The organism is Marinobacter guineae, from assembly GCF_002744735.1.
GTDB lineage: Bacteria > Pseudomonadota > Gammaproteobacteria > Pseudomonadales > Oleiphilaceae > Marinobacter > Marinobacter guineae.
Map to the genome: position 1 here is coordinate 792,119 of NZ_KZ319339.1, position 19,407 is coordinate 811,525.

Consider the following 19,407-nt stretch of genomic DNA (forward strand, 5'->3'; position numbering starts at 1 on the left):
CACCTGCCTCTGCAAACTCCTCAAGGGGAGTCTCTCTTCGTCTCGACTTCGCGGCCACCTAAGGTTGACCTTGCAGTCCCCGCATGAAATCAAACGTCTCTCTCGTGTACTGATCGAAGTGCGGCAGGAAATTGGCGTGCAGCACCCATATGGCAAACAATCCAAAAATCAGGCCAATCGGAAAACCCAGGGCGAAGATGTTCATCTGGGGCGCAGCGCGGGTCATGACGCCGAAGGAGATGTTGACGATCAGCACGGCCGCTACTGCCGGCAGTGCCAGCAGCATGGCGGACGCGAACATCCAGCTGATGCGATGGGCCAGTTCCCAGACGCCGGTTTGTCCCAGGCCTTCCATGCCGATGGGCAGGGTCCGGAAGCTTTCGATGAAGACTTCGAAGGCGACCAGGTGTCCGTTCATGGCCAGGAACAACAGGGTGATGGTGATAGTGTAAATCTGGGCCAGAACAGGCACGTTGACGCCGTTGGCCGGGTCGACCATGGAGGCGAAGCCGAGGCCCATTTGCATGGCAATCATCTGGCCGGCAACGACGAAGAGTTGCCACAAGGCAGTCAACGCGAAGCCCATGCCGACGCCAATCAGGATCTGTTGCAGGGTGATGACCACGGCGTCAGCACTCAGTGCCTCTACCTGGGGAACCGGCGGTATCATGGGCACAATGAGGATGGTCATCAGCAGGGCCAGGCCCAGGCGGACCCGGGCCGGGACTAGCTGGGTGCCGAAAATGGGGACCACCATCAGAAAACTGGCCAGGCGAAACAGGGGCCAGAGGTGCTGGCCTACCCATTGGCCGATCAGGTCCGCGCTGAGGTCTGCCGGTATCATCGGTCAACCGATCAGGTAGGGAATGTTGGCGAACAGGCGGTTAGCGTGGTCGAGGAGCTGGGTCAGCATCCAGGGGCCCCAGACGATGATGACAATCAGTGTGATCAGCAGGCGCGGCAGGAAGCTGAGGGTCTGCTCGTTGATCTGGGTGGCCGCCTGGAAGGTGCTGACAACAAGACCGATAACCAGACCCGGTCCGATGATGACGGACGCCAGCAGGACAATCAACCAGAGTGCTTCGCGCAAGATGTCGATAACCGTTTCCGGAGTCATAAGGCCCCCTATATTCCGTAACTGGCAGCCAGGGTGCCCATGATAAGGGCCCAGCCGTCTACCAGAACAAACAGCATGATCTTGAATGGCAGTGAGATAATGATCGGCGACAGCATCATCATACCCATGGCCATCAGAACACTGGCCACCACCATGTCGATAATCAGGAACGGGATGAACAGGATAAACCCGATCTGGAAGGCGGTCTTGAGCTCGCTGGTGACAAACGCAGGCATCAGTATCCAGAAGGAGACGTCCTGAGGGGTGTCATACTGCACGTCCGCAATCCGCATGAACAGGGCCAGGTCGTCTTCCCGGGTTTGCTCCAGCATGAACTTTTTGAATGGCTGGCTGGCCAGTTCAACCGCTTCAAGGGACGTCACCTCTTCCTGCAGATAGGGCTGCAGCCCCACCTGGTTGGCTTCTTCCAGGACCGGCTTCATGATGAAGATGCTCAGAAACAGGGCCAGGCCCAGCAAGATCTGGTTCGATGGTGTGGACTGCAGGCCAATGGCCTGACGGAGAATGGCAAACACGACGATGATTCGGGTGAAGGAGGTCATCATCATGAGCATGGCCGGCAGGAAGGTCAGCGCGGTCATCAGCGCCAGTATCTGCAGGGTCACCGAATATTCCTGAGCGCCCTCGCCTTCCCCCGGGGTGACAGTAAACGCAGGAATGCCGGGTATACCGGTGGATTCCTGAGCCAGAGCCAGTGGCGCCCAGGCCAGGCCGGCGAGCACAACCAGAGTGGGAATCAGTCGCTTGATAATGGCAGGCTTGAGAGTAACGGCAAGCATGGGCCTAGTCATTCCTCGTCGGGGAGGTCCAGGATTTGCCAATCATGCTTTGCAGACGACGGGCAAAATCACCGGAACTGGCATTGCCGGCATCGACGACGGGCTCGTCAAAGACGTGCAGGGTCCTTATGGCCGAGGGAGTAATCCCCAACAGGATCTGCTGACCGCCCACCTCGATCAAGGCAATACGCTCCCGTGCTCCGATGGCCATCACCGAAACCACCTTGATGGCGTTGTTGTTCATGCCGGTCATGCCGTTCATCCGGCGGATGATCCAGGCGCAGCCATAGATCACCGCAATCACGGCGACAAGACCCAAGCCAAGGCTGACAATGGTGCCAAGGGTATCCGGCGACCTGACCGGGGAAGCCGGAGCTGCGGTGCTGGCCGTTTCCTGGGCCAGGGTCGGAGTCACCAGTACCAACAATGAGATGCCCGGGAGCTTTGACCACATATTACTTCTGCAACCGTTTGATTCTTTCGCCCGGGCTGATCACGTCGGTCAGGCGAATGCCGAACTTTTCGTTCACCATAACCACCTCCCCGTGAGCAATCAGGGTACCGTTCACCAGAACATCCAATGGTTCACCGGCAAGCCGGTCCAGTTCGATCACCGAGCCCTGGTTCAGCTGAAGCAGGTTACGTATCGGTATCTGGGTATTGCCCACTTCCATTGATATGGTGACCGGGATATCCAGGATAACGTCGATATCCGGAGACAGACCATCGCCCTTTGCAGGCTCGGTTCCCGTGTCGAATTCCTCCATGGGGGCCGTCTGAACGCCGTTGCCGGCGTCCTCCGATTCACCGGCCTCGGCCATGGCGGCAGACCACTCGTCCTCACGGCCGCCTTCGTCGCCGGACTCTTCCATGGCTGCTTCCCACTCGGCAGCCAGCTTTTCGTCTTCGCTGAGTTCCTGCTCGTCTTTCTTGTCGTCGTCAGCCATTGCGTCCCACCTTCAGTTGTTTCTTTACTTTGGGCACCGTTGCCCGTTCGTGAATTCTCAGTGCCAGTTTTCCGTCACGGGTACCCATCGTGGCTTTATAGATGGGAATGCCGTTAGCGGTAACTGTCAGGTGATCCGGCATCTCCACGGGAATGATGTCTCCGGCCTTCATTTTTGCGATGTCCCGCAAGGAAATCCGCCGGCGACAGACCGTGGTGTTGATCGGCACGTTAACCTCTTTGATGTCCTCCTGGAGTGCGTTAACCCAGCGCTCATCAACATCATCGATATCACTCTGCACCCCGGCGTCCAGTACGTCGCGAATTGGCTCTATCATGGAATAGGGCAAGGCGAAGTGGAGCTCACCACCGCCACCATCCAGTTCGATATGAAAGGTGCTGACCACCACCACTTCGCTGGGGCTGACGATGTTGGCCATAGCCGGGTTTACTTCCGAACTGAGGTACTCGAAATCGACCTTGAGCACCGCATGCCAGGCCTCTTTCATATCCTGAAATACCTGATTCAGAACCATCTGGACAATGCGCGTCTCGGTTGGGGTGAACTCCCGGCCTTCGATCTTGGCATGCCGCCCTTCGCCGCCGAAGAAATTGTCCACCAGCTTGAACACCAGCTTGGCGTCCAGCACGAACAGGGAAGTGCCCCGCAACGGGCGCACCTTGCACAGGTTAAGGCTGGTGGGCACATACAATGTGTGGATGTATTCACCAAATTTCATGATCTTGACGCCGCCGGTGGAAACATCCGCATTACGGCGCATGAGGTTGAACAGGCTGATTCGGGTATAGCGGGCAAACCGCTCATTGATCATTTCCAGGGTCGGCATGCGACCACGGACGATGCGGTCCTGACTGGAGAGGTCGTAGGACTTTATGCCGGTATCATCGGCCTCTTCGTAGGTATCAATGTCACCATCATCCACCCCGTGGAGGAGGGCATCGATTTCATCCTGTGACAACAAGTCCTGCATACTTGATCCTGCCCCTGATAGGCTTCGCCCGTGCCCTATTGCACGACAAAATTTCTGAATAACACCCGTTTGACGGCGGGCTCACCTTCCTGTTCCAGCACCTGGTTCACGGTCGTCAGCATTCGCTCGGCCAGGCCCCGGCGCCCCTCGGGCGTCTGCAAGTCCTTGAACTCACTGTTACCAAGAACCATGACCAGCTGGCTGCGGATCAATGGCAAGTGCAGTTGCGCCGCTGACAGAGCCTGGGGATCAGTCGCTTCCAGCGCCAGATAGACCTGGGCATAACGCTGGCGCCCCTGGGCTTGCACTGTTGTAACCAGAGCCTTGTCAATCGGCACGTAGGTGCTGGGAACAAAGCTTTCTTCTGCTGCTTCGCCCACTTCCCCATCGTCTCCGCCCAGTCCAGGCAAACCACCACCGAGAAACCACAGGGTGCCCACAACAGACAGCACAATCGCCAGAATAACAACCGCCACCAGCATGATGATCAGCTTCAATTTGCCTTTTTTGGCGGGAGCCGTTTCAGACGCGTTATTTTCAGCCATAGTGTTCGCTTTGCCAGAAATTCGTCAGAGGGAGCGTTTTTCCGTGACTTTCTCAGAGTGGATGCAAAGGATGGGCCAGAAACCCCACCCTTCCCGTTCAGAACAGCAGTTTAGCGTTGCCGGGAAGGATGGGCAAAAGAGATTGGACGAGAATTTCGGGAGCCGTCAGGCGAAGATGTCCACTTCACCTTTCCAGCTGAGATCAAGGTTACCTGATTTCAGGCTGTCGTCATCCTGGTCGGTGTCGGCAAATTGCGACGCCGTGGCCGTGCCGGAGGCATGGCTTTCTTCGGCGCCCTGGTCACCGGCCTGCTGCTGGGGCGAGTCAGAAACATCAAATCCGGCCAGAGACAGGCCTTGCTCTCCCAGCATGTCCCGCAACCGGTGGGAATTCAGTTCCAGCTGGTCACGCACCAAAGGGTTGGCAGAGTGAACGGTGATGCTCGCCTGTTCATTCTGAACCCGGACCTTGACCTCCATTGGCCCCATATCGGGCGGAGTCAGGTGAATTTCCGCCACCGACATGTTCCGGGCGGTCAGCCAACTGAGTTTACCGACCAGTTTGTCGCCCCACTCGGCGTGGCCAATCGGCACATCAATGGAGGTGGCATAACTTTTCAGTGGGCCCGTCAGTGAGCCTGCCGTCTCTGCAGCCAGTTTTGCGGCGGCATTGGTGCCGCTTGCCCCCTGCTGCGACACCAGATCAATGGCCGACTGGAAGCGACCGGAGCTCAGCGCTGTCCCCGACTCCGCGTTCCGGCCAAGGTCCGAAAGCGACGCCGTCTTCATCGCTTCCGTCAGCGTTGCATCCGCCGCAACACCGGCAGGAGTCTTGCCTTGCTGGCCAGGAGCGTTCGACGCCAGGCCGTTGAACAGTCCATTGCCCGGAGTCAGCTGGCCGGGAACGCCGGCCGACACTCCGGACCCGGTTTTGGGTGCAGCTGCAAACAGGCTGGCCTCGCCCGACCGACCGGATTGCGGACTTAGCCAGGCCTGCAACTCGGCAAAGGTGAGCGGGAGTGCGGTAGCGTCCAGATCTGCCCGATCTCCTGCGACCTCGGCCTCAGCGGACTTGGATCCCGCTTCGTCAGCGGAACCGACGGCCTCTTTATTACCTTTCGTGACGGTGTCTTTGGCGCCGGAGGCATCACTCCGGCCGGCGTCAGAATGGGCTGACTGTGGCTCATCGGAAGACGTTGCCTTTTCGTTTCGCTCTGCCTTCTGGCGATCCATACGTTTTTGCTCGACCTGAGAGACCGACTCAAAATCGCGTTTTCTTTCAGCCGTATCGCCACTGCTGGTGGATCTGGAAGAACCAGATTCCTTCTGAATCCCGGGCGTGGGAGTTTGGGGAAGAACCATTTGGGCCATGGCAACCTCTTGCCGCTTTTGTCACGTTGGCGCCCTCACCTTGCCGGACTCTGGCCGATGCAGGGGCGATTTATCCACTATTACAAAAGGCTAAGCAAATGCGGTGCCAGAGCACTCTCGCTCTATAAAGCCGGGCTTGATTAAGTGGGCACCAATTAACGTACAAGCAAACCCTGCAGCCGTTCGGCTACCTGATGAAATTCCGCGTCAATGGCATCCAGCAATGCCGGAGCTTCTTTCAGACGAGAGTCTTTTCCGGCCTTCTCGGCATTCAGGCTCAGCTCACCGAGCCGGGGAGCGCCGATATTGATACAACTGCCCTTGAAGCTGTGGGCTGTTTTGGTGAAGGCATCGCTGTCATTTTCCTCCAGCGCTTCACGCAAACTCCGGATCCTGTCCCGGGAGTCCGCAAGATAGGTCTGTATCAGAACTTCAAATTCATCTTCCATGACGTCCTGAAGCTCAGCCAGTGCTTCCTCGTCAAGGTGTGGTTTATCACTCATGACCAACCCCCTGGTGCGTTTTGATGACATTTAACGGGCCACATCTCCCTGATTTACTGCGGCGCCGCTGAAGTGCCAGTCATAGACAATTTCAACATGATTACCCTGCTCATGAAACCTGACGGATTCAGAGAGGCGTTTCAACAATTGAAGGCCCCGCCCGGCATATCGTTTACTGCCCTCCGGGGGAGCTCCGGATGTGGCACTCGGATGGTTTCGGAAATCAAACCCTCGCCCGCTGTCCTCACATACGACACGCAGGCGGCCCCCATCCGGTTTCAGAGAATGATGAAGGGTGAAACGAATGTAATGACCCTCGACATAACCCAGACGCCGCTTACGCTCCAGATAGTAACGGCCAAACCCTTCCGGTGAGTGCTTCCACTCCGACGGCAGTTCCAGCACCCCATGTTCGAGGGCATTATTATAGAGCTCCGCCAGCAGCGTATAGATCTCGCCGCTTCTCCGTCGAAGACCAGGAACCTCCATGCAGATATGCAGAAGCAGCGGCAGCGGACTGAACTCCCCGAGAGTCTGCTCCCGGATCTCGTAGCTGCAACGCCACTCCGCCGGACCGGCAAGCGCGGAAGGCGCCGTCCGGTCCGGCAAAGGGGAAAAGCCTGCCTGGGCGCTCATTTCCAGACAACAAAGTGTCAGGTCGTCGCCATCTTTGAAGCCACCGGTAAACCGGTGCACCGCTGACATCATGGTATCAAACGGGTGCTCACTGTGATCGAGATGCGCCAGAGCATCAATCACACCCTGCTCGCCAAAAACGTTTCCGGCCCTGTCCGCGGATTCCAGGAATCCGTCGGTCATCATCATCAGACGATCGCCCGGGCCGGCACCAAGCCTCTCGAATTCCGCATTGAACTGATCCGGCGCAAGGATACCGAGGGGCAGGTGCTGCGACGGCAGCGCCTGCCGGTCGCCCGAGGAGCGGATCAGCCAGCCGTCCGGCAAACCGCCGTTCCAGACCTGAACCTGATTGAGCTTGAAATCCGCCTCAATCATGGCACCGCAACAGAACATGCCGGTGGGAAGAATACGCGTGAGTTTCTGGTTGATTTCCCGCAACACATCCTGGCCGTTAAAGCCTTTGCTGGCCATGCCGTAAAAGATTTCTGCAACAGGCATGGCGCCAATGGCTGCCGGCAACCCATGGCCGGTAAAGTCACCCATGAAAATGAGCATACCGCCGGCCGGTCTGGGAGACGCAAACAACACGTCGCCATTAAAAATGGATTGCGGCGACGCATGGTAGCGAATGTTGCTTGCGTCCAGGCAACCCGAGTGAGCAACGTTATCAAACACCCGCTTGGCAATTTCCTGCTCTTCAGTCAGTTGCCTGTTCCGCTCCCGGATCAGATCCCGCTGGTCAGACAGGGTCTGGTGCATCAGCCGCATCCGGTTGAACGCGTTGATCTTCGCTTCGATGATGGTGCGGTTGTAGGGTTTTCCGAGAAAGTCATCGCCGCCGGCCTCCAGGCACCGGGCCAGCGCCCCGGCCTCGGACAGGGACGTCAGGAAGATCAGCGGAACCAGCCGTTCGCCGGCCAGGGACTTGATCTGCCGGGCCGCTTCCATGCCATCCATCACCGGCATCAATGCATCCAGCAGAACAAGATCCGGCATTTCCTGTTGGAAAAGGGAAACAGCATCTAGGCCATTCGAAGCATCCAGTACTTCGTGGCCCAGACGCTTTAAAAGGGTTTTAAGGATGAGGCGATCGCTGTCCGAATCATCGGCGATAAGAATTCTGAGTGGGCTTTGTTCCGCAACGGCATCATCCATGAGAGCTCCGGCAGTTCGCAGGCATCAGCGAATATTGAACAGTTGCTCGAAATTGGAGATGGAGAGGATTCGTCGGACGTCGTTATTGCAGTTCTCAATCACAATGCGGGCGCTGTCGCCGCCGGCATAATCCCTGAGCAACAACAACATGCCCAGCGCCGAGCTATCCAGGTAGGTTGTATCCGACAGGTCAACGACATAACCCCGGATGTCCGGATCGCCATGCTCGTAAGCGTCCCGGAACGCCTGGTGGGTGCTGAAGTCAAAGCGCCCTTCAATCCTGATAACAAGTGTCTTACCGTCATCATCGCGGCGCGTCTGAATCGGCATTCGAAAACCTCCAAAGGCGTCAATAGCAGCATTCAACCGGGCCCACCCTCCGGCTCTTCATGGGTTAAGGATAGCTGAGTGACCTGAAAATGCATCCGCATTCGCGTGATGCAGGACAAAATTCAGCGCTGCCGCCGGTTAAAGGCCCGGCCTGCCGCCTCATCCGAGAGTTTCTGTTCACGAAGGTCCTGCTCTCTGCGTTCCTGTTGCCGGCAGGTGTCGACGTACTTTTCCATGCCACGGCGCCGCTCCCAGGCTTGCTGCCATTCCTGCTTGCGCACCTCGAACACTTTCTCCGCCTGATCCAGCTGCGTCTGCTGCTGCCGGATCACCTGGTCGAGCTGAGCAATGAAAGCCTGCCAGGCCTGCAGACGGGTCACCTGCACCACCCCTTGCTGGCTATTCCGGATCTGCTGGCGATATTCCTGTTGATAGCGGTTCAGGTTATCCACCTGTTCACGCTGCTGGTCAACCAGTTTACGGGCTTCGCCCATTCGCTCCAGGGCTTCGCGTTCTTTGCGCTCCTCAAGGGCGAGAACCACTGCCAGTCGCTGTGATCTCAGCATCAGCCATCACCTGCGCCGCTGCCGGGGTTCGGCACGGCAGATTTGCGCCGCTCGGGAGATCGGCGCTCAGGCACAACCGCCAGCAGCTGTTCGATACTGTCTTTCAGCGGCGCCCTCTCATTCAGCCCCTGTTGCAGAAACTGGCGCATATTGCCGATGTGGGTGATAGCGAAATCGGTTTCCGGATCGGAACCTTTGACATAGGCACCAACGGATATAAGGTCCCTGGCCTGCTGATAACGGGAATACACCTGCTTGAACCGCTGGGCCCGGGCAAAATGTTCGGTATCGGTGACCTGGGGCATCACCCGGCTGATGGAAGCTTCCACATCGATTGCCGGGTAATGCCCCTCTTCCGCCAGCCGGCGGGACAACACGATATGGCCATCGAGAATTGCACGGGCGGCATCGGCGATCGGATCCTGCTGGTCGTCGCCTTCGGTCAGCACGGTGTAGAACGCGGTGATGGACCCACCACCCGGGCGGCCATTGCCGGTTCGTTCCACCAGCTGGGGTAATTTGGCAAACACGGATGGGGGGTAACCCTTGGTCGCAGGGGGCTCTCCAACAGCCAGGGCAATCTCCCGCTGGGCCTGGGCATAACGGGTCAGGGAATCCATCAGCAGCAGCACGCGTTTGCCCTGATCCCGGTAATACTCGGCAATTCGCGTTGTCAGCATGGCCGCGCGCAGGCGCATCAGCGGTGAATCGTCCGCCGGTGAGGCCACCACCACAGAGCGTGAAAGTCCTTCCTCGCCAAGGATGTCCTCGATGAATTCCTTGACCTCACGGCCCCGCTCGCCAATCAAGCCGACCACGGTGATATCGGCGTCGGTGAATCGGGTCATCATGCCCAGCAACATACTCTTGCCTACGCCACTGCCGGCAAACAGACCCAGGCGCTGGCCCTGACCAACGGTCATCAAGGCATTGATGGCGCGAATGCCGACATCCATGGACTGGCGCACCGGCGCACGGTTCAGGGGGTTGATGATATCGCCGCTCAGGGGCACCCGGGCTTCCGCCTGTAAGGGACCTTTTCCGTCAAGGGGCTCACCACTGCCATCGACCACCCGGCCCAGCAGCTGGGGACCCACCGGTACGCGGCTTGCCGCCGACAGGGGCACCACCCTTGCCCCCGGCTTGAGGCCTTCGATGGCGGTGAGGGGCATCAGGTAAACCCTGTCGTCCTCAAAACCCACGACTTCGGCTTCAACATTGCCGGTGCCCTGGCCAAAGATCACGCACCGGTCACCCACCACCATGGGACAGCCAACGCACTCGAGGGTCAAACCGACCATGCGGGTCAGCCGACCGGATAACTCGGGTTCGGGCTCACTGCCCAGAAAGCCCTTGAAGCGGTTCAGACGGTCAGCGAGGCTCGAGGTCATCGCCGTCACCCTCATTCTGATCCGGCTTCGGGTCTTCCCCGGAATCCTCCGGCTCCTGCGAATCCAGGACATCGCGATGGAAACCGGTCAGATCCTCCATCAGCGAATCCAGCTCTTCGGTTTCTCCGCTCCCACTCTCGCTCATCTGCTGGTCCAGCATGCTCTGAACGGCTCGCTGGAAGCGCTTCTCCACGGTAAAATCAACCAGGCTGTGCCGGGTTTCGACCGTGCAACCACCAGGCAGTATATTGTCATCTTCAATCACTGATGCGGACGTTTCGAGGCGTGCAGCAACCTCCCGGACCGTTTCGCAATCCTCCGGATGAATATGGATGCGGATGTTTTCTGCCGTGGAAGGTAGAGCCTCCAGTGCCCGACGAACAACCTGCCTGATCTGTGAGGAGTCGATGGTAAGTTCCCGGTAGACCACCGCTCGGGCCAGCACCGTGGTGACATTAACCAGGGCCGTTTCCAGTTCGTCCTCGTGCCGTCGAATGGGCAGCAGCAGCTCGCCCAGCAGATGCTCAAGCCGGTCAAGTTTGGTATCAATTTCCTTGCGGGTATCGTCGTAGCCCTGGCTCGTGCCCTGCTCCCGGCCTTCCGTCAGACCGGTTTCGAGGCCTTCCTGATGGCCCTGTGAACGTCCTTCCGTGAGCCCGGCCTGATAACCCTGCTCCCGACCTTCGTTGTAGCCATCTTCCCGCGCGGCCTGGCGGATTTCGTCAATATCCGCCGCCGTCAGAGGTTTGACGTCCCTCTCCTCTTCCCGGGCCACTTCGTTGCCGCTCGCGTCCAGCAAGGGCAGCTCCCAGCGCTCATAGGCTGTCAGCTGCTCTTTCGGAATCCGGTTGAGGTCGCGGGTGGGATCTTTCATCACATCATTTCTTCGCCAGCACCGCCGAGGGAGATTTCACCGGCCTCAGCCATACGGCGTGCGATGGTAATAATGTCTTTCTGTGCGGATTCAACTTCGCTGACCTTGACTGGCCCTTTGGCTTCCAGATCATCCTGAAGCAGTTCCGCAGCACGTTTGGACATGTTCTTGAAGATCTTTTCCTGCACCTGGTCGTCGGCACCCTTGAGGGCCACCACCAAAACCTCCGAGGACACTTCCCGCAGCAGCGCCTGGATACCGCGATCGTCGACCTCCTTGAGGTTATCGAACACAAACATAAGGTCTTCGATGGTGCTGGCAAGATCCGGATCCATATCCTTGATGGAATCCATCAGGTTGCCTTCAATGCTTCGGTCCATAAAGTTCATGATGTCCGCCGCCCGCTTCACGCCGCCGATCCGGCTGGTCTGGGAAGCGGCGCCACCGGAGAACTGTTTCTCAAGAATATCATTCAGTTCCTGCAGGGCCTGGGGCTGGATGCTCTCCAGCGATGCCACCCGCATCATCACATCAAGGCGGACTTTTTCATCGAGGGTGCCAAGAATCTCTGCGGCCTGGTCCGGATCCAGGTATGAGATAACAATGGCCTGGATCTGGGGATGCTCGTAACGAATGATGTCACCCACGGCCCGGGGTTCCATCCATTTGAGGGTATCCAGCCCGGTGGTGTTGCCGCCAATCAGAATACGGTCAATCAGGCTGGCGGCTTTATCGTCGCCCAGGGCCTGGGTCAGCATCGCCCGGATGTAATCGTCATTACCCACACCCAGACCGGTCTGGCCGCCCACGGCATCAACAAACTGGTTCAGCACAAAGGTTACGTCGTCTTTGCTGACGTCTTTCATCTGCGCCATGGCAACGCCTACACGCTGAACCTCTTTTGGCCCCATGTGTTTCAGAACCTCAGCGGCATCAGCCTCGCCCAGGGACATCAGCAGGATAGCTGCCTGCTCAACCCTCGGAATCTTCCGCTGGGGTTTCTGCGGTGCGTTGGTACCCTGCAGGTTGGCTTGTTCAGTCATCGACATTCACCCACTGGCGCATTACCTGTGCGACCCTCGCAGGGTCTTCCGCGATAAGGCCTTTCAGTGCATTCAATTGCCTATCATAACTGTCTGTCGCGCCAGGCAAAAGCAGCTCATCCTGGGACGACATGGCCTGGCGCAGTTCATCGCCGCCTTCAATCTGGTCCAGACTGCCATAACCGCCGTCACCGGAATCCATGCCCCGCTCCCGCTGGCCACCACCAGAAAGGCTCTTGAGTGTCGGACGCAACAGGCCAAGCACCAGAACCAGAATAACCAGCCCGGCCAGAACCTGCTTCATCAGATCCCAGAACCAGGGCTGTTCCCAGAATCCGGGGGCCTCGAATTGAATAGTTTCTTCCGGTGCGAATGCGGTGTTCATTACGGTAACGCTGTCGCCCCTTGCCGCTGAATAACCAACTGCATCCCGCACCAGCATGCTCAGGCGTTGCAACTCCTGCTCAGGCCAGGGCTCATAGCTGACCTCACCGGTCTGCGGATCGACCACTCTCATGTCGTCCACGGCCAGGGCTACGGTAATGCGTTTTATCCGGCCGAGCTCCTGGCGCACGTAACTGACCGTGCGGTCCATCTCGTAATTCCGTGTCGACTCGCGACGAACATTCACCGGCTGGGGCGCAGCGCCTTCGCCATCACCTCCGGCGGCCTGCTCTGGCACCGTTGCATCTGCCGGAGGTTGGTTTGCCAGCGCCCCGGGAATGCCGCCCGGCGCACCGGTTGTGCGCTGCTCGGTAAGCTCACGCTCACTCCGTACGGCCTGCTGCTCCGGATTGAAAAGTTCTTCGGCCTGCTCAACAGAGGAGAAATCAAGATCCGCGGAGACCTCCGCCCGGTATCGGCCATCGCCGACAATTGGCGATATCAAAGAAGCGACACTGCGCGTCAGTCGTTCTTCGACCCTGGAAGTATAATCGTACTGATCTCCCATCCTGTCGGCATCACCATTGCTCTCCTTACCGGTGAGCAGGTTGCCGTTCTGATCCACGACAGTTACTCCCTCCTTGTTCATCATCGGAATACTGCCAGCAACCAGATTCACGATCGCGCTGATCTGCTCCTGCTCCGGCCGACCGCCGGCGAAAACTTCAAGAAACACAGAGGCAGACGGCTCCCGGGCATCGCGGACGAAAACCGAACGTTCGGGAATGGCCAGGTGTACCCGGGCATTGCGCACACCTCGCATGCTGGCAATGGTGCGCGCCAACTCACCCTCGAGGCCTCTGCGGTAGCTGATGGTTTCCATGAACTGTGAGGTCCCCAGGCCGCGCTCCTGATCGAGTAATTCATAGCCCATGGTTTTTTGGTCGGTCACACCCTCGGCTGCCAGCTTCAGCCGCGCACTGTAGACCTGGTCCGACGGGACCAGCAAAGCGCCGGTCCGCGGGTCCATCTTGTATTCAATGCCATTGCTTTCAAGGATGGAGGTAACGTCCTGCGGGTTGTAGGAGGACAGATCCCCCACTACAGGCTGGTAATTTGGTTCCTGAGCCCAGAGCACCACGGCAAGCCCCAGTGCCACGCTGGCGGCAAGACCAACCATCAGGCCAATCTGGCGCAGCAGATTCAGTCGGTTGAACCCCAGGAACAGATCGCTCCCGCTCTCAGGCGCATCACCATCCCGGGCTGCCGGAACATTGGAGGCGTTGGTTTGTGCAGGTACGCTGGCCATGACTCTGCTCCGTTATCAGATCGGCATGTTCATAATGTCTTCATAGGCCCGGACCACCCGATTACGTACCTGGGTCAGTGCTTCGAAGGAGACAGAGGATTTCTGGGCGGCAATCATGACACGGGTGATATCCACATTGGGATCGCCCTTATCGTAGGCGGTGCGGAGATCCCCGGCAGTTTGCTGGAGGTCATTAACGTTGTTCACAGCCTTGCCCAGCATATCGCTGAAGCTTGAGGTCTCCTGGGTTTCCTGGACCTGGCGGGGGCCGTCGATGCGGCCACGAACCGATTGATCCTGCTCGATTTGCTGGTTCTGCATCATTTGTGAACGCAGGGACCGGATATCGGACAAAACACTGTTGATGTCGGCGCGCTGAACCATAATTCTCTCCTGGCTCCGTCCTCCCATGGACGAAATTGCTCTTGGGACTCTGTTACAGCAGTCTAAGCAATCAGCAGGCCAACTAGATTTTATTATTATATTTCAGATAGTTAGGATATATTAGCCAGGAGACCGAAAGACCAATGACGGACTTTTGACGACACACCGGGTGTTACCCGTGCCCACTGCAGAAAGGACAAAAAAAGGCATCCCGAAGGATGCCAATGAAGGAGTTCGTTTTGCAGGGGTCAGGCCATGGCCATCTCGGCATCCAGATCGATTCCGGCGTCACGCATCTGGGCCAGTTTGTATCGGAGCGTTCTTGGGCTGATCCCCAGTTGCTCCGCTGCCCGATTGCGACGCCCACGCTCTTTCCGGAGGGTCTGGATAATGATACGGAATTCCTGCTGTCGCAGATCATCGCCCAGCGATCCGGCCCCATCAGGATCTTCATCGCGCAATGTCTGTGGTTGCTCCTCTGCGGCAACAGGGCGGCTCATGACATCCTCCGTCGGCCGCGACTGGGGAGAGTCCGTCGGTGCAGAGACCGGCGCCACGCTGTGAATATCCGGCCTGCCGGTGATGCCAAGTTCCAGGCACAGATCGCCGGCATGAATCACATTGCCCTGGTGCAATACCAAAGCACGCTGAAGGGCATTATCCAGTTCCCGGACATTGCCCGGCCACCGATGATTCATCAGGGCCGTTCTGGCATCCTGGGCAAAACTGATACCGGTCAGCTTCATCTTCCGGCAATGCTTTTTCAGCAGCGACATGGCCAGCGGCATAATGTCCAGGGGCCGCTCCCGCAGGGGCTGCCAGTGCATGGGAAATACGGTCAGCCGGTAGTAAAGGTCTTCCCGGAACTTGCCTTCGCGAACGTAGTCCGCCAGATCCCGGTTGGTGGTAGCCACCACCCGGACATCCAGGCTGATGGTCTTGCGGCCACCCACACGCTCTACTTCCCGCTCCTGCAACACCCGTAGCAGCTTGGACTGAAGCCCCAGATCCATTTCAGAGATTTCATCCAGAAGAATGGTGCCGCCGTTGGCCTGCTCAAACTTGCCCGGCGACGAGGCCACCGCCCCGGTAAATGCGCCCTTCTCGTGGCCAAACAGAATCGCTTCCAGCATGTTCTCGGGAATGGCCGCGCAGTTAATGGCGACAAAGGGCTGATCTGCCCGAGGGGACTGCTGGTGAATGAAACGGGCAAGCACTTCCTTACCGGTTCCACTTTCGCCGGAAATCATCACCGTGGAATCACTGCCGGCAACTTTCGTGGCAAGCTGGAACATGCGTTTGCTGATCGGGTCTTCGGCCACCGGTTGATCGCTGGATTTCTGGTGTCCGCCGCCCACAACCTTGCTGACTGCATCCACCAGGAACTGCGGCTCGAACGGTTTGACCAGATAATCGGTGGCGCCAGCCTGCATCGCAGCCACCGCGTCGCTGATCTGGCCATAGGCGGTAATCAGCATCATCGGCAAACCGGGATAGAGACGCTGCACCTCAGCCAGTAGCTGATGCCCGGACAAACCCGGCATGTTGACGTCACTGACCACCATATCGACCGGGGACTCCGCCAGCCGCTCCAGCGCCTCATTGGCGTTCGACGCTTCCCGGACCCGGAACTTCGCCAGCTCGAGGGTGGTGACCAGTGCTTCCCGCAGGTCATGGTCATCCTCAACTATCAGAATCTGGGCCTTGGCCATGGTTGCCTCCGATCAGTATTTGTTACGCAGTTGCGGTAAACGCAGAGTGGCGACAGCACCGCCCTGCTCCAGCGATTCAATGGAAAAGCGACCCTGATGAGCCTTGACGACAGCCTGCACCACCGCAAGCCCGAGACCGGTGCCATGGGATTTGGTGGTGTAGAAGGCTTCGGTCAGCCGGTTCGCTTCAGCGGGCTGAAAACCCGGCCCGTTATCGACAACCCGGATCACCAGTTCGCCGGCCTCTTCCACAACGTGAAGGGCAACCCTGGTGGCGCCGGATTCAAGACTGTTATTCACAAGATTGGTGCAGGCGCCGACGAGCGCGTCGCGGTTGCACATCAGGCGACATTCCCCGGAAATCCCGTCCTGCAGAGTGACCTCCGCGCCCGGTGCTGGCCGGAGCCCCTCTATCGCGGAAGAAAGCGCTGCGACCAGTTTGCCTGCGGACAACTCCTCGGCGAGCCGGGTTTCACCGCGGGCAAAAATCAGCATATCCCGCACCTGCTGCTCAAGATGGGTCAGGCGGGACATCAAACGGGACGCGCAACGCTGACGCATTTCTTCATCCAGATCTTCCTGGCTCAGATGGCCACCGTAAAGAATGGCCGCAGACAGCGGAGTTCGAATCTGGTGAGCCAGAGACGCCACCATCTTGCCCATGGCAGACAGCCGCTGGGCATGGGCAAGCTGTGCCTGAAGGTGACGGGTTTCGGTCAGATCGGTAAGCAGAATCAGCTGCCCGGGCTGATTTTCCATGGTCCGGATTTCGATGCTGACCCTGCGGCCATCCTTCAGGGATACCTCGTGACCGTCATCCCGGCGCGGCGCAAAGCAGCGCTGGATTACATCAACCCAGCGGGCGCCATCCAGAGGCTCCCCCAGCAGGGCGATGGCAGCAGGATTGGTCTGGGTTACCACCCCCTGGCTATCGAGCACAACAACACCGGCCGGCAGTGCATTAAGCAGAGTAGATAACCGGTCGGCAAGCTGTTCCTTTTCTTCAAGTTCCTGCTGGCGCTGCAGAGACTCCTGGGTCAGCTCACCGGACAACTGGTTAACCCGGGATTCCAGAGTGCGGTAGGAGTCGGTGATCTGGCGCGACATCCGGTTAAACAGCTCCAGAGCGGAATCCACCGCCTCATCGTCCTGTTGCGGAAACAACGCTGTAACCTTGTCGTTAACGTCCGCCGCCGCGTTGGCTTTTGCGCCGCCCGCTTCGGACTGAATAACAAACTGTGCCTGACTCATAACCTGACTCCCCGATAGGCCCGTTGGCCTGGACCCTATTGTTCGGATGCTTCGTTTTCAGGTTATTAAGCCAGCGCCGTGCCAACTTGAATTTTTCTATATATTTCAGGTAGAAAGAGAATCACTTGAAAGGGCGATGACAATTTTACGTCGGCCAGAAACGAGAACGGCGCCTCAGGTTACGAACCTTTGACGCCCTTCCTGGAAACACTGTCACCCGTAAAAAAGCATTCAGGACTCTTCAGACTCCTCCTCCCGAAGCCCGTACTTACGCACTTTCTCCACCAGAGTTGTGCGCCGGATTCGCAGCTTTTCGGCTGCCCGTGCGACCACGCCGCCCGCCTCGTCCAGAGCCTGCTGAATCAACTGCTTCTCGAGGTTCGAGAGATAGTCCTTCAGGTCAATCCCGTTCACTGGCAGCAGCGCTGGAGCATCCAGGCCCACCAGCCCTGGTATGCCAGAAGGCATTCCGGTGTCCTCTACCGGCCGGTTCTCATCGTAATCGTCAACGTACCGGAACTTCTTGGGCAACTCCTGCACGCCGATAACCCCGTAAGGATGCATGATGGAAAGCCGCTCCACCAGATTGGCCAGCTCACGCACGTTACCCGGCCATTCATGGCGGCAGAGACTCATGATCGCCGCGGAATTCATCCGCAGTGAGCCACGCTTCTCCTTTTCCATTCGGGAGATCAGCTCGTTAATCAACAGGGGAATGTCCTCTACCCGCTCACGCAACGACGGCATTTCGATCGGGAACACGTTCAGCCGGTAATAAAGATCTTCCCGAAAATCCCCGGCCTCAATCATGTCCTCGAGATGCTTGTGGGTCGCTGCGATGACCCGGACATCCGCCGACTGGGTACGATTGCTTCCCACCCGCTCGAACGTGCGCTCCTGCAGAACCCGCAGAATTTTAACCTGCATATTGAGCGGCATATCCCCGATTTCATCCAGAAACAGGGTGCCACCCTCTGCCAGCTCAAAACGCCCGACCCGGGCCGTGATCGCCCCGGTAAAGGCACCCTTCTCGTGGCCGAATAATTCGCTTTCCAGCAATTCCGCCGGAATGGCGCCACAGTTAACGGGAACAAACGGTTTGTCACGGCGGGAGGAATGATAATGAAGGTTACGGGCCACCACTTCCTTGCCGGTACCGGATTCACCGGTAATCAGGACACTCACGTCCTTGTCGGCCACCTGCTCCATCAGCTGACGTACATGCTGCACCTTGCGACTGGTACCCACAAGGCTCCGGAAAAGCTGGAGGCCTCGCTGTTGGCCGCGCTCCCGGGACCGGCTGAACTGATCCCGGTAGACCTGCGCACGGTAAAGCGAATCGACAAACTTGGTGTAGTTCAGCGGCCATTCTATACGGGCAATAATGCGGGCGCTGTCGTCATCGGACAGGCCTCTGAGCTCCGGGTGACCCAGCAAAAGCAGAGGAATCCCCTTAACCGCCTTGCAAAAAGCTGTAATGGTGTCGACGGCTCCGGCATCTTCGCCGTTCACTACTGCCACCGAAATATCCGAAAGGCTTTCCTGGTCGCCACTGCTCAAAAGCGCCTTTGCTTCCCCGCCGGCAAGGATCTCCTCCTCACCCAGGAATTCAAGAATGGTGACCATGTCACGCAACCTTGAGTCATCCTCGCTCAGCACCAGCACTTTATTACCTTTAGACATTCAACCGAAACTCTTGGGGGATTTGTGCGGTATTTAAGACTGTAAGGACGGCAGAGTCAATTTAATGACGCTATTTTGGCGGATTTGAGGAGACGTTTTGATAGGCCTTGGCAGCGCTGCGATTCCGGTTCACCCCCTTTAGGCCGTCTTCTGCTTCCTTGCGGGCGATGCGGGCGGATTCATCCGCTGCGTCGATAAATTGCTGCAGCTCCTCCAGCCGGAGCCGCACCGGCTCCGGTTCCAGTGCTCCAGCCTCGAGGGCAGCCATCAGAGGCTCGACCGCCGGTTTTACCTTGTCATTAAGCTGCGCCATGGCGTCCCAATCCTTGTCCGCCAGCGCGCGACCGAGGTCAGCCATCAGCCGGTCCAGGTGTTCCAGTTGAGCTTGTAAAGCTGTCATTCAGATCTCCTG

The 19,407-nt window shown here is 58.2% G+C and carries 21 protein-coding genes; all 21 read right to left on the minus strand.

The window, feature by feature from the left end; all coding sequences use genetic code 11:
* Nucleotides 1-58: 58 nt before the first annotated feature.
* The 21 genes from fliR to CLH62_RS03700 all read right to left on the minus strand — a co-directional run bounded on the left by fliR (nucleotide 59) and on the right by CLH62_RS03700 (nucleotide 19,395).
* Nucleotides 59-844, minus strand: coding sequence for a flagellar biosynthetic protein FliR (gene fliR, locus CLH62_RS03600; protein WP_099616762.1), 786 nt, complete (start codon nucleotides 842-844; stop codon nucleotides 59-61).
* Between the two features lie 3 nt (nucleotides 845-847).
* The gene (gene fliQ, locus CLH62_RS03605; RefSeq protein ID WP_099616763.1) at nucleotides 848-1,117 is read right to left on the minus strand and encodes a flagellar biosynthesis protein FliQ; all 270 of its coding nucleotides are present in this window, start codon (nucleotides 1,115-1,117) and stop codon (nucleotides 848-850) included.
* A gap of 8 nt (nucleotides 1,118-1,125) precedes the next feature.
* Nucleotides 1,126-1,917 (minus strand): flagellar type III secretion system pore protein FliP, encoded by a 792-nt coding sequence (fliP, locus tag CLH62_RS03610; protein WP_099616764.1) that lies wholly within the window; start codon nucleotides 1,915-1,917, stop codon nucleotides 1,126-1,128.
* 4 nt (nucleotides 1,918-1,921) lie between these two features.
* A complete protein-coding gene (gene fliO / locus CLH62_RS03615; protein ID WP_099616765.1) occupies nucleotides 1,922-2,371 on the minus strand; it encodes a flagellar biosynthetic protein FliO in 450 nt (149 codons plus the stop codon).
* Between the two features lies 1 nt (nucleotide 2,372).
* On the minus strand, nucleotides 2,373-2,864 hold the full coding sequence (fliN, locus tag CLH62_RS03620) for a flagellar motor switch protein FliN (protein ID WP_099616766.1): 492 nt from the start codon (nucleotides 2,862-2,864) through the stop codon (nucleotides 2,373-2,375).
* Nucleotides 2,857-3,855: a flagellar motor switch protein FliM gene (gene fliM, locus CLH62_RS03625; RefSeq protein WP_099616767.1), complete on the minus strand. Its 999-nt coding sequence runs from the start codon at nucleotides 3,853-3,855 to the stop codon at nucleotides 2,857-2,859. Before fliM ends, fliN begins: the two co-directional genes overlap by 8 nt.
* Nucleotides 3,856-3,890: 35 nt before the next feature.
* Entirely contained in the window at nucleotides 3,891-4,400 is a 510-nt protein-coding gene (locus CLH62_RS03630; RefSeq protein WP_099616768.1) for a flagellar basal body-associated FliL family protein, read from the minus strand.
* Nucleotides 4,401-4,565: 165 nt separating this feature from the next.
* Complete coding sequence (locus CLH62_RS03635) at nucleotides 4,566-5,771, minus strand: flagellar hook-length control protein FliK (protein ID WP_099616769.1); 1,206 nt, start codon at nucleotides 5,769-5,771, stop codon at nucleotides 4,566-4,568.
* A gap of 155 nt (nucleotides 5,772-5,926) precedes the next feature.
* Nucleotides 5,927-6,274, minus strand: a complete 348-nt coding sequence (locus tag CLH62_RS03640) for an Hpt domain-containing protein (RefSeq protein WP_099616770.1) — start codon at nucleotides 6,272-6,274, stop codon at nucleotides 5,927-5,929.
* A 30-nt stretch (nucleotides 6,275-6,304) separates the two neighbouring features.
* A complete protein-coding gene (locus tag CLH62_RS03645) occupies nucleotides 6,305-8,068 on the minus strand; it encodes an ATP-binding SpoIIE family protein phosphatase (protein WP_099616771.1) in 1,764 nt (587 codons plus the stop codon).
* A gap of 24 nt (nucleotides 8,069-8,092) precedes the next feature.
* Nucleotides 8,093-8,398 carry an STAS domain-containing protein gene (locus tag CLH62_RS03650; protein ID WP_099617612.1) on the minus strand — a complete coding sequence of 102 codons (306 nt, stop codon included), beginning with the start codon at nucleotides 8,396-8,398 and terminating at the stop codon, nucleotides 8,093-8,095.
* A 122-nt stretch (nucleotides 8,399-8,520) separates the two neighbouring features.
* Complete coding sequence (fliJ, locus tag CLH62_RS03655) at nucleotides 8,521-8,964, minus strand: flagellar export protein FliJ (protein WP_099616772.1); 444 nt, start codon at nucleotides 8,962-8,964, stop codon at nucleotides 8,521-8,523.
* Nucleotides 8,964-10,355 (minus strand): flagellar protein export ATPase FliI, encoded by a 1,392-nt coding sequence (gene fliI / locus CLH62_RS03660; protein ID WP_099616773.1) that lies wholly within the window; start codon nucleotides 10,353-10,355, stop codon nucleotides 8,964-8,966. Before fliI ends, fliJ begins: the two co-directional genes overlap by 1 nt.
* Nucleotides 10,336-11,229, minus strand: coding sequence for a flagellar assembly protein FliH (locus CLH62_RS03665; RefSeq protein WP_099616774.1), 894 nt, complete (start codon nucleotides 11,227-11,229; stop codon nucleotides 10,336-10,338). Before CLH62_RS03665 ends, fliI begins: the two co-directional genes overlap by 20 nt.
* On the minus strand, nucleotides 11,229-12,272 hold the full coding sequence (gene fliG, locus CLH62_RS03670; protein ID WP_099616775.1) for a flagellar motor switch protein FliG: 1,044 nt from the start codon (nucleotides 12,270-12,272) through the stop codon (nucleotides 11,229-11,231). Before fliG ends, CLH62_RS03665 begins: the two co-directional genes overlap by 1 nt.
* Nucleotides 12,265-13,965: a flagellar basal-body MS-ring/collar protein FliF gene (gene fliF, locus CLH62_RS03675; RefSeq protein WP_099616776.1), complete on the minus strand. Its 1,701-nt coding sequence runs from the start codon at nucleotides 13,963-13,965 to the stop codon at nucleotides 12,265-12,267. Before fliF ends, fliG begins: the two co-directional genes overlap by 8 nt.
* Nucleotides 13,966-13,980: 15 nt before the next feature.
* On the minus strand, nucleotides 13,981-14,349 hold the full coding sequence (gene fliE, locus CLH62_RS03680; protein ID WP_099616777.1) for a flagellar hook-basal body complex protein FliE: 369 nt from the start codon (nucleotides 14,347-14,349) through the stop codon (nucleotides 13,981-13,983).
* Nucleotides 14,350-14,597: 248 nt separating this feature from the next.
* The gene (locus CLH62_RS03685) at nucleotides 14,598-16,061 is read right to left on the minus strand and encodes a sigma-54-dependent transcriptional regulator (protein WP_099616778.1); all 1,464 of its coding nucleotides are present in this window, start codon (nucleotides 16,059-16,061) and stop codon (nucleotides 14,598-14,600) included.
* Nucleotides 16,062-16,073: 12 nt separating this feature from the next.
* A complete protein-coding gene (locus tag CLH62_RS03690) occupies nucleotides 16,074-17,312 on the minus strand; it encodes a sensor histidine kinase (RefSeq protein WP_099616779.1) in 1,239 nt (412 codons plus the stop codon).
* A gap of 231 nt (nucleotides 17,313-17,543) precedes the next feature.
* Nucleotides 17,544-18,995, minus strand: coding sequence for a sigma-54 dependent transcriptional regulator (locus tag CLH62_RS03695; RefSeq protein WP_099616780.1), 1,452 nt, complete (start codon nucleotides 18,993-18,995; stop codon nucleotides 17,544-17,546).
* Between the two features lie 70 nt (nucleotides 18,996-19,065).
* Nucleotides 19,066-19,395 (minus strand): SOS cell division inhibitor, encoded by a 330-nt coding sequence (locus tag CLH62_RS03700; RefSeq protein WP_099616781.1) that lies wholly within the window; start codon nucleotides 19,393-19,395, stop codon nucleotides 19,066-19,068.
* Nucleotides 19,396-19,407 lie beyond the last annotated feature (12 nt).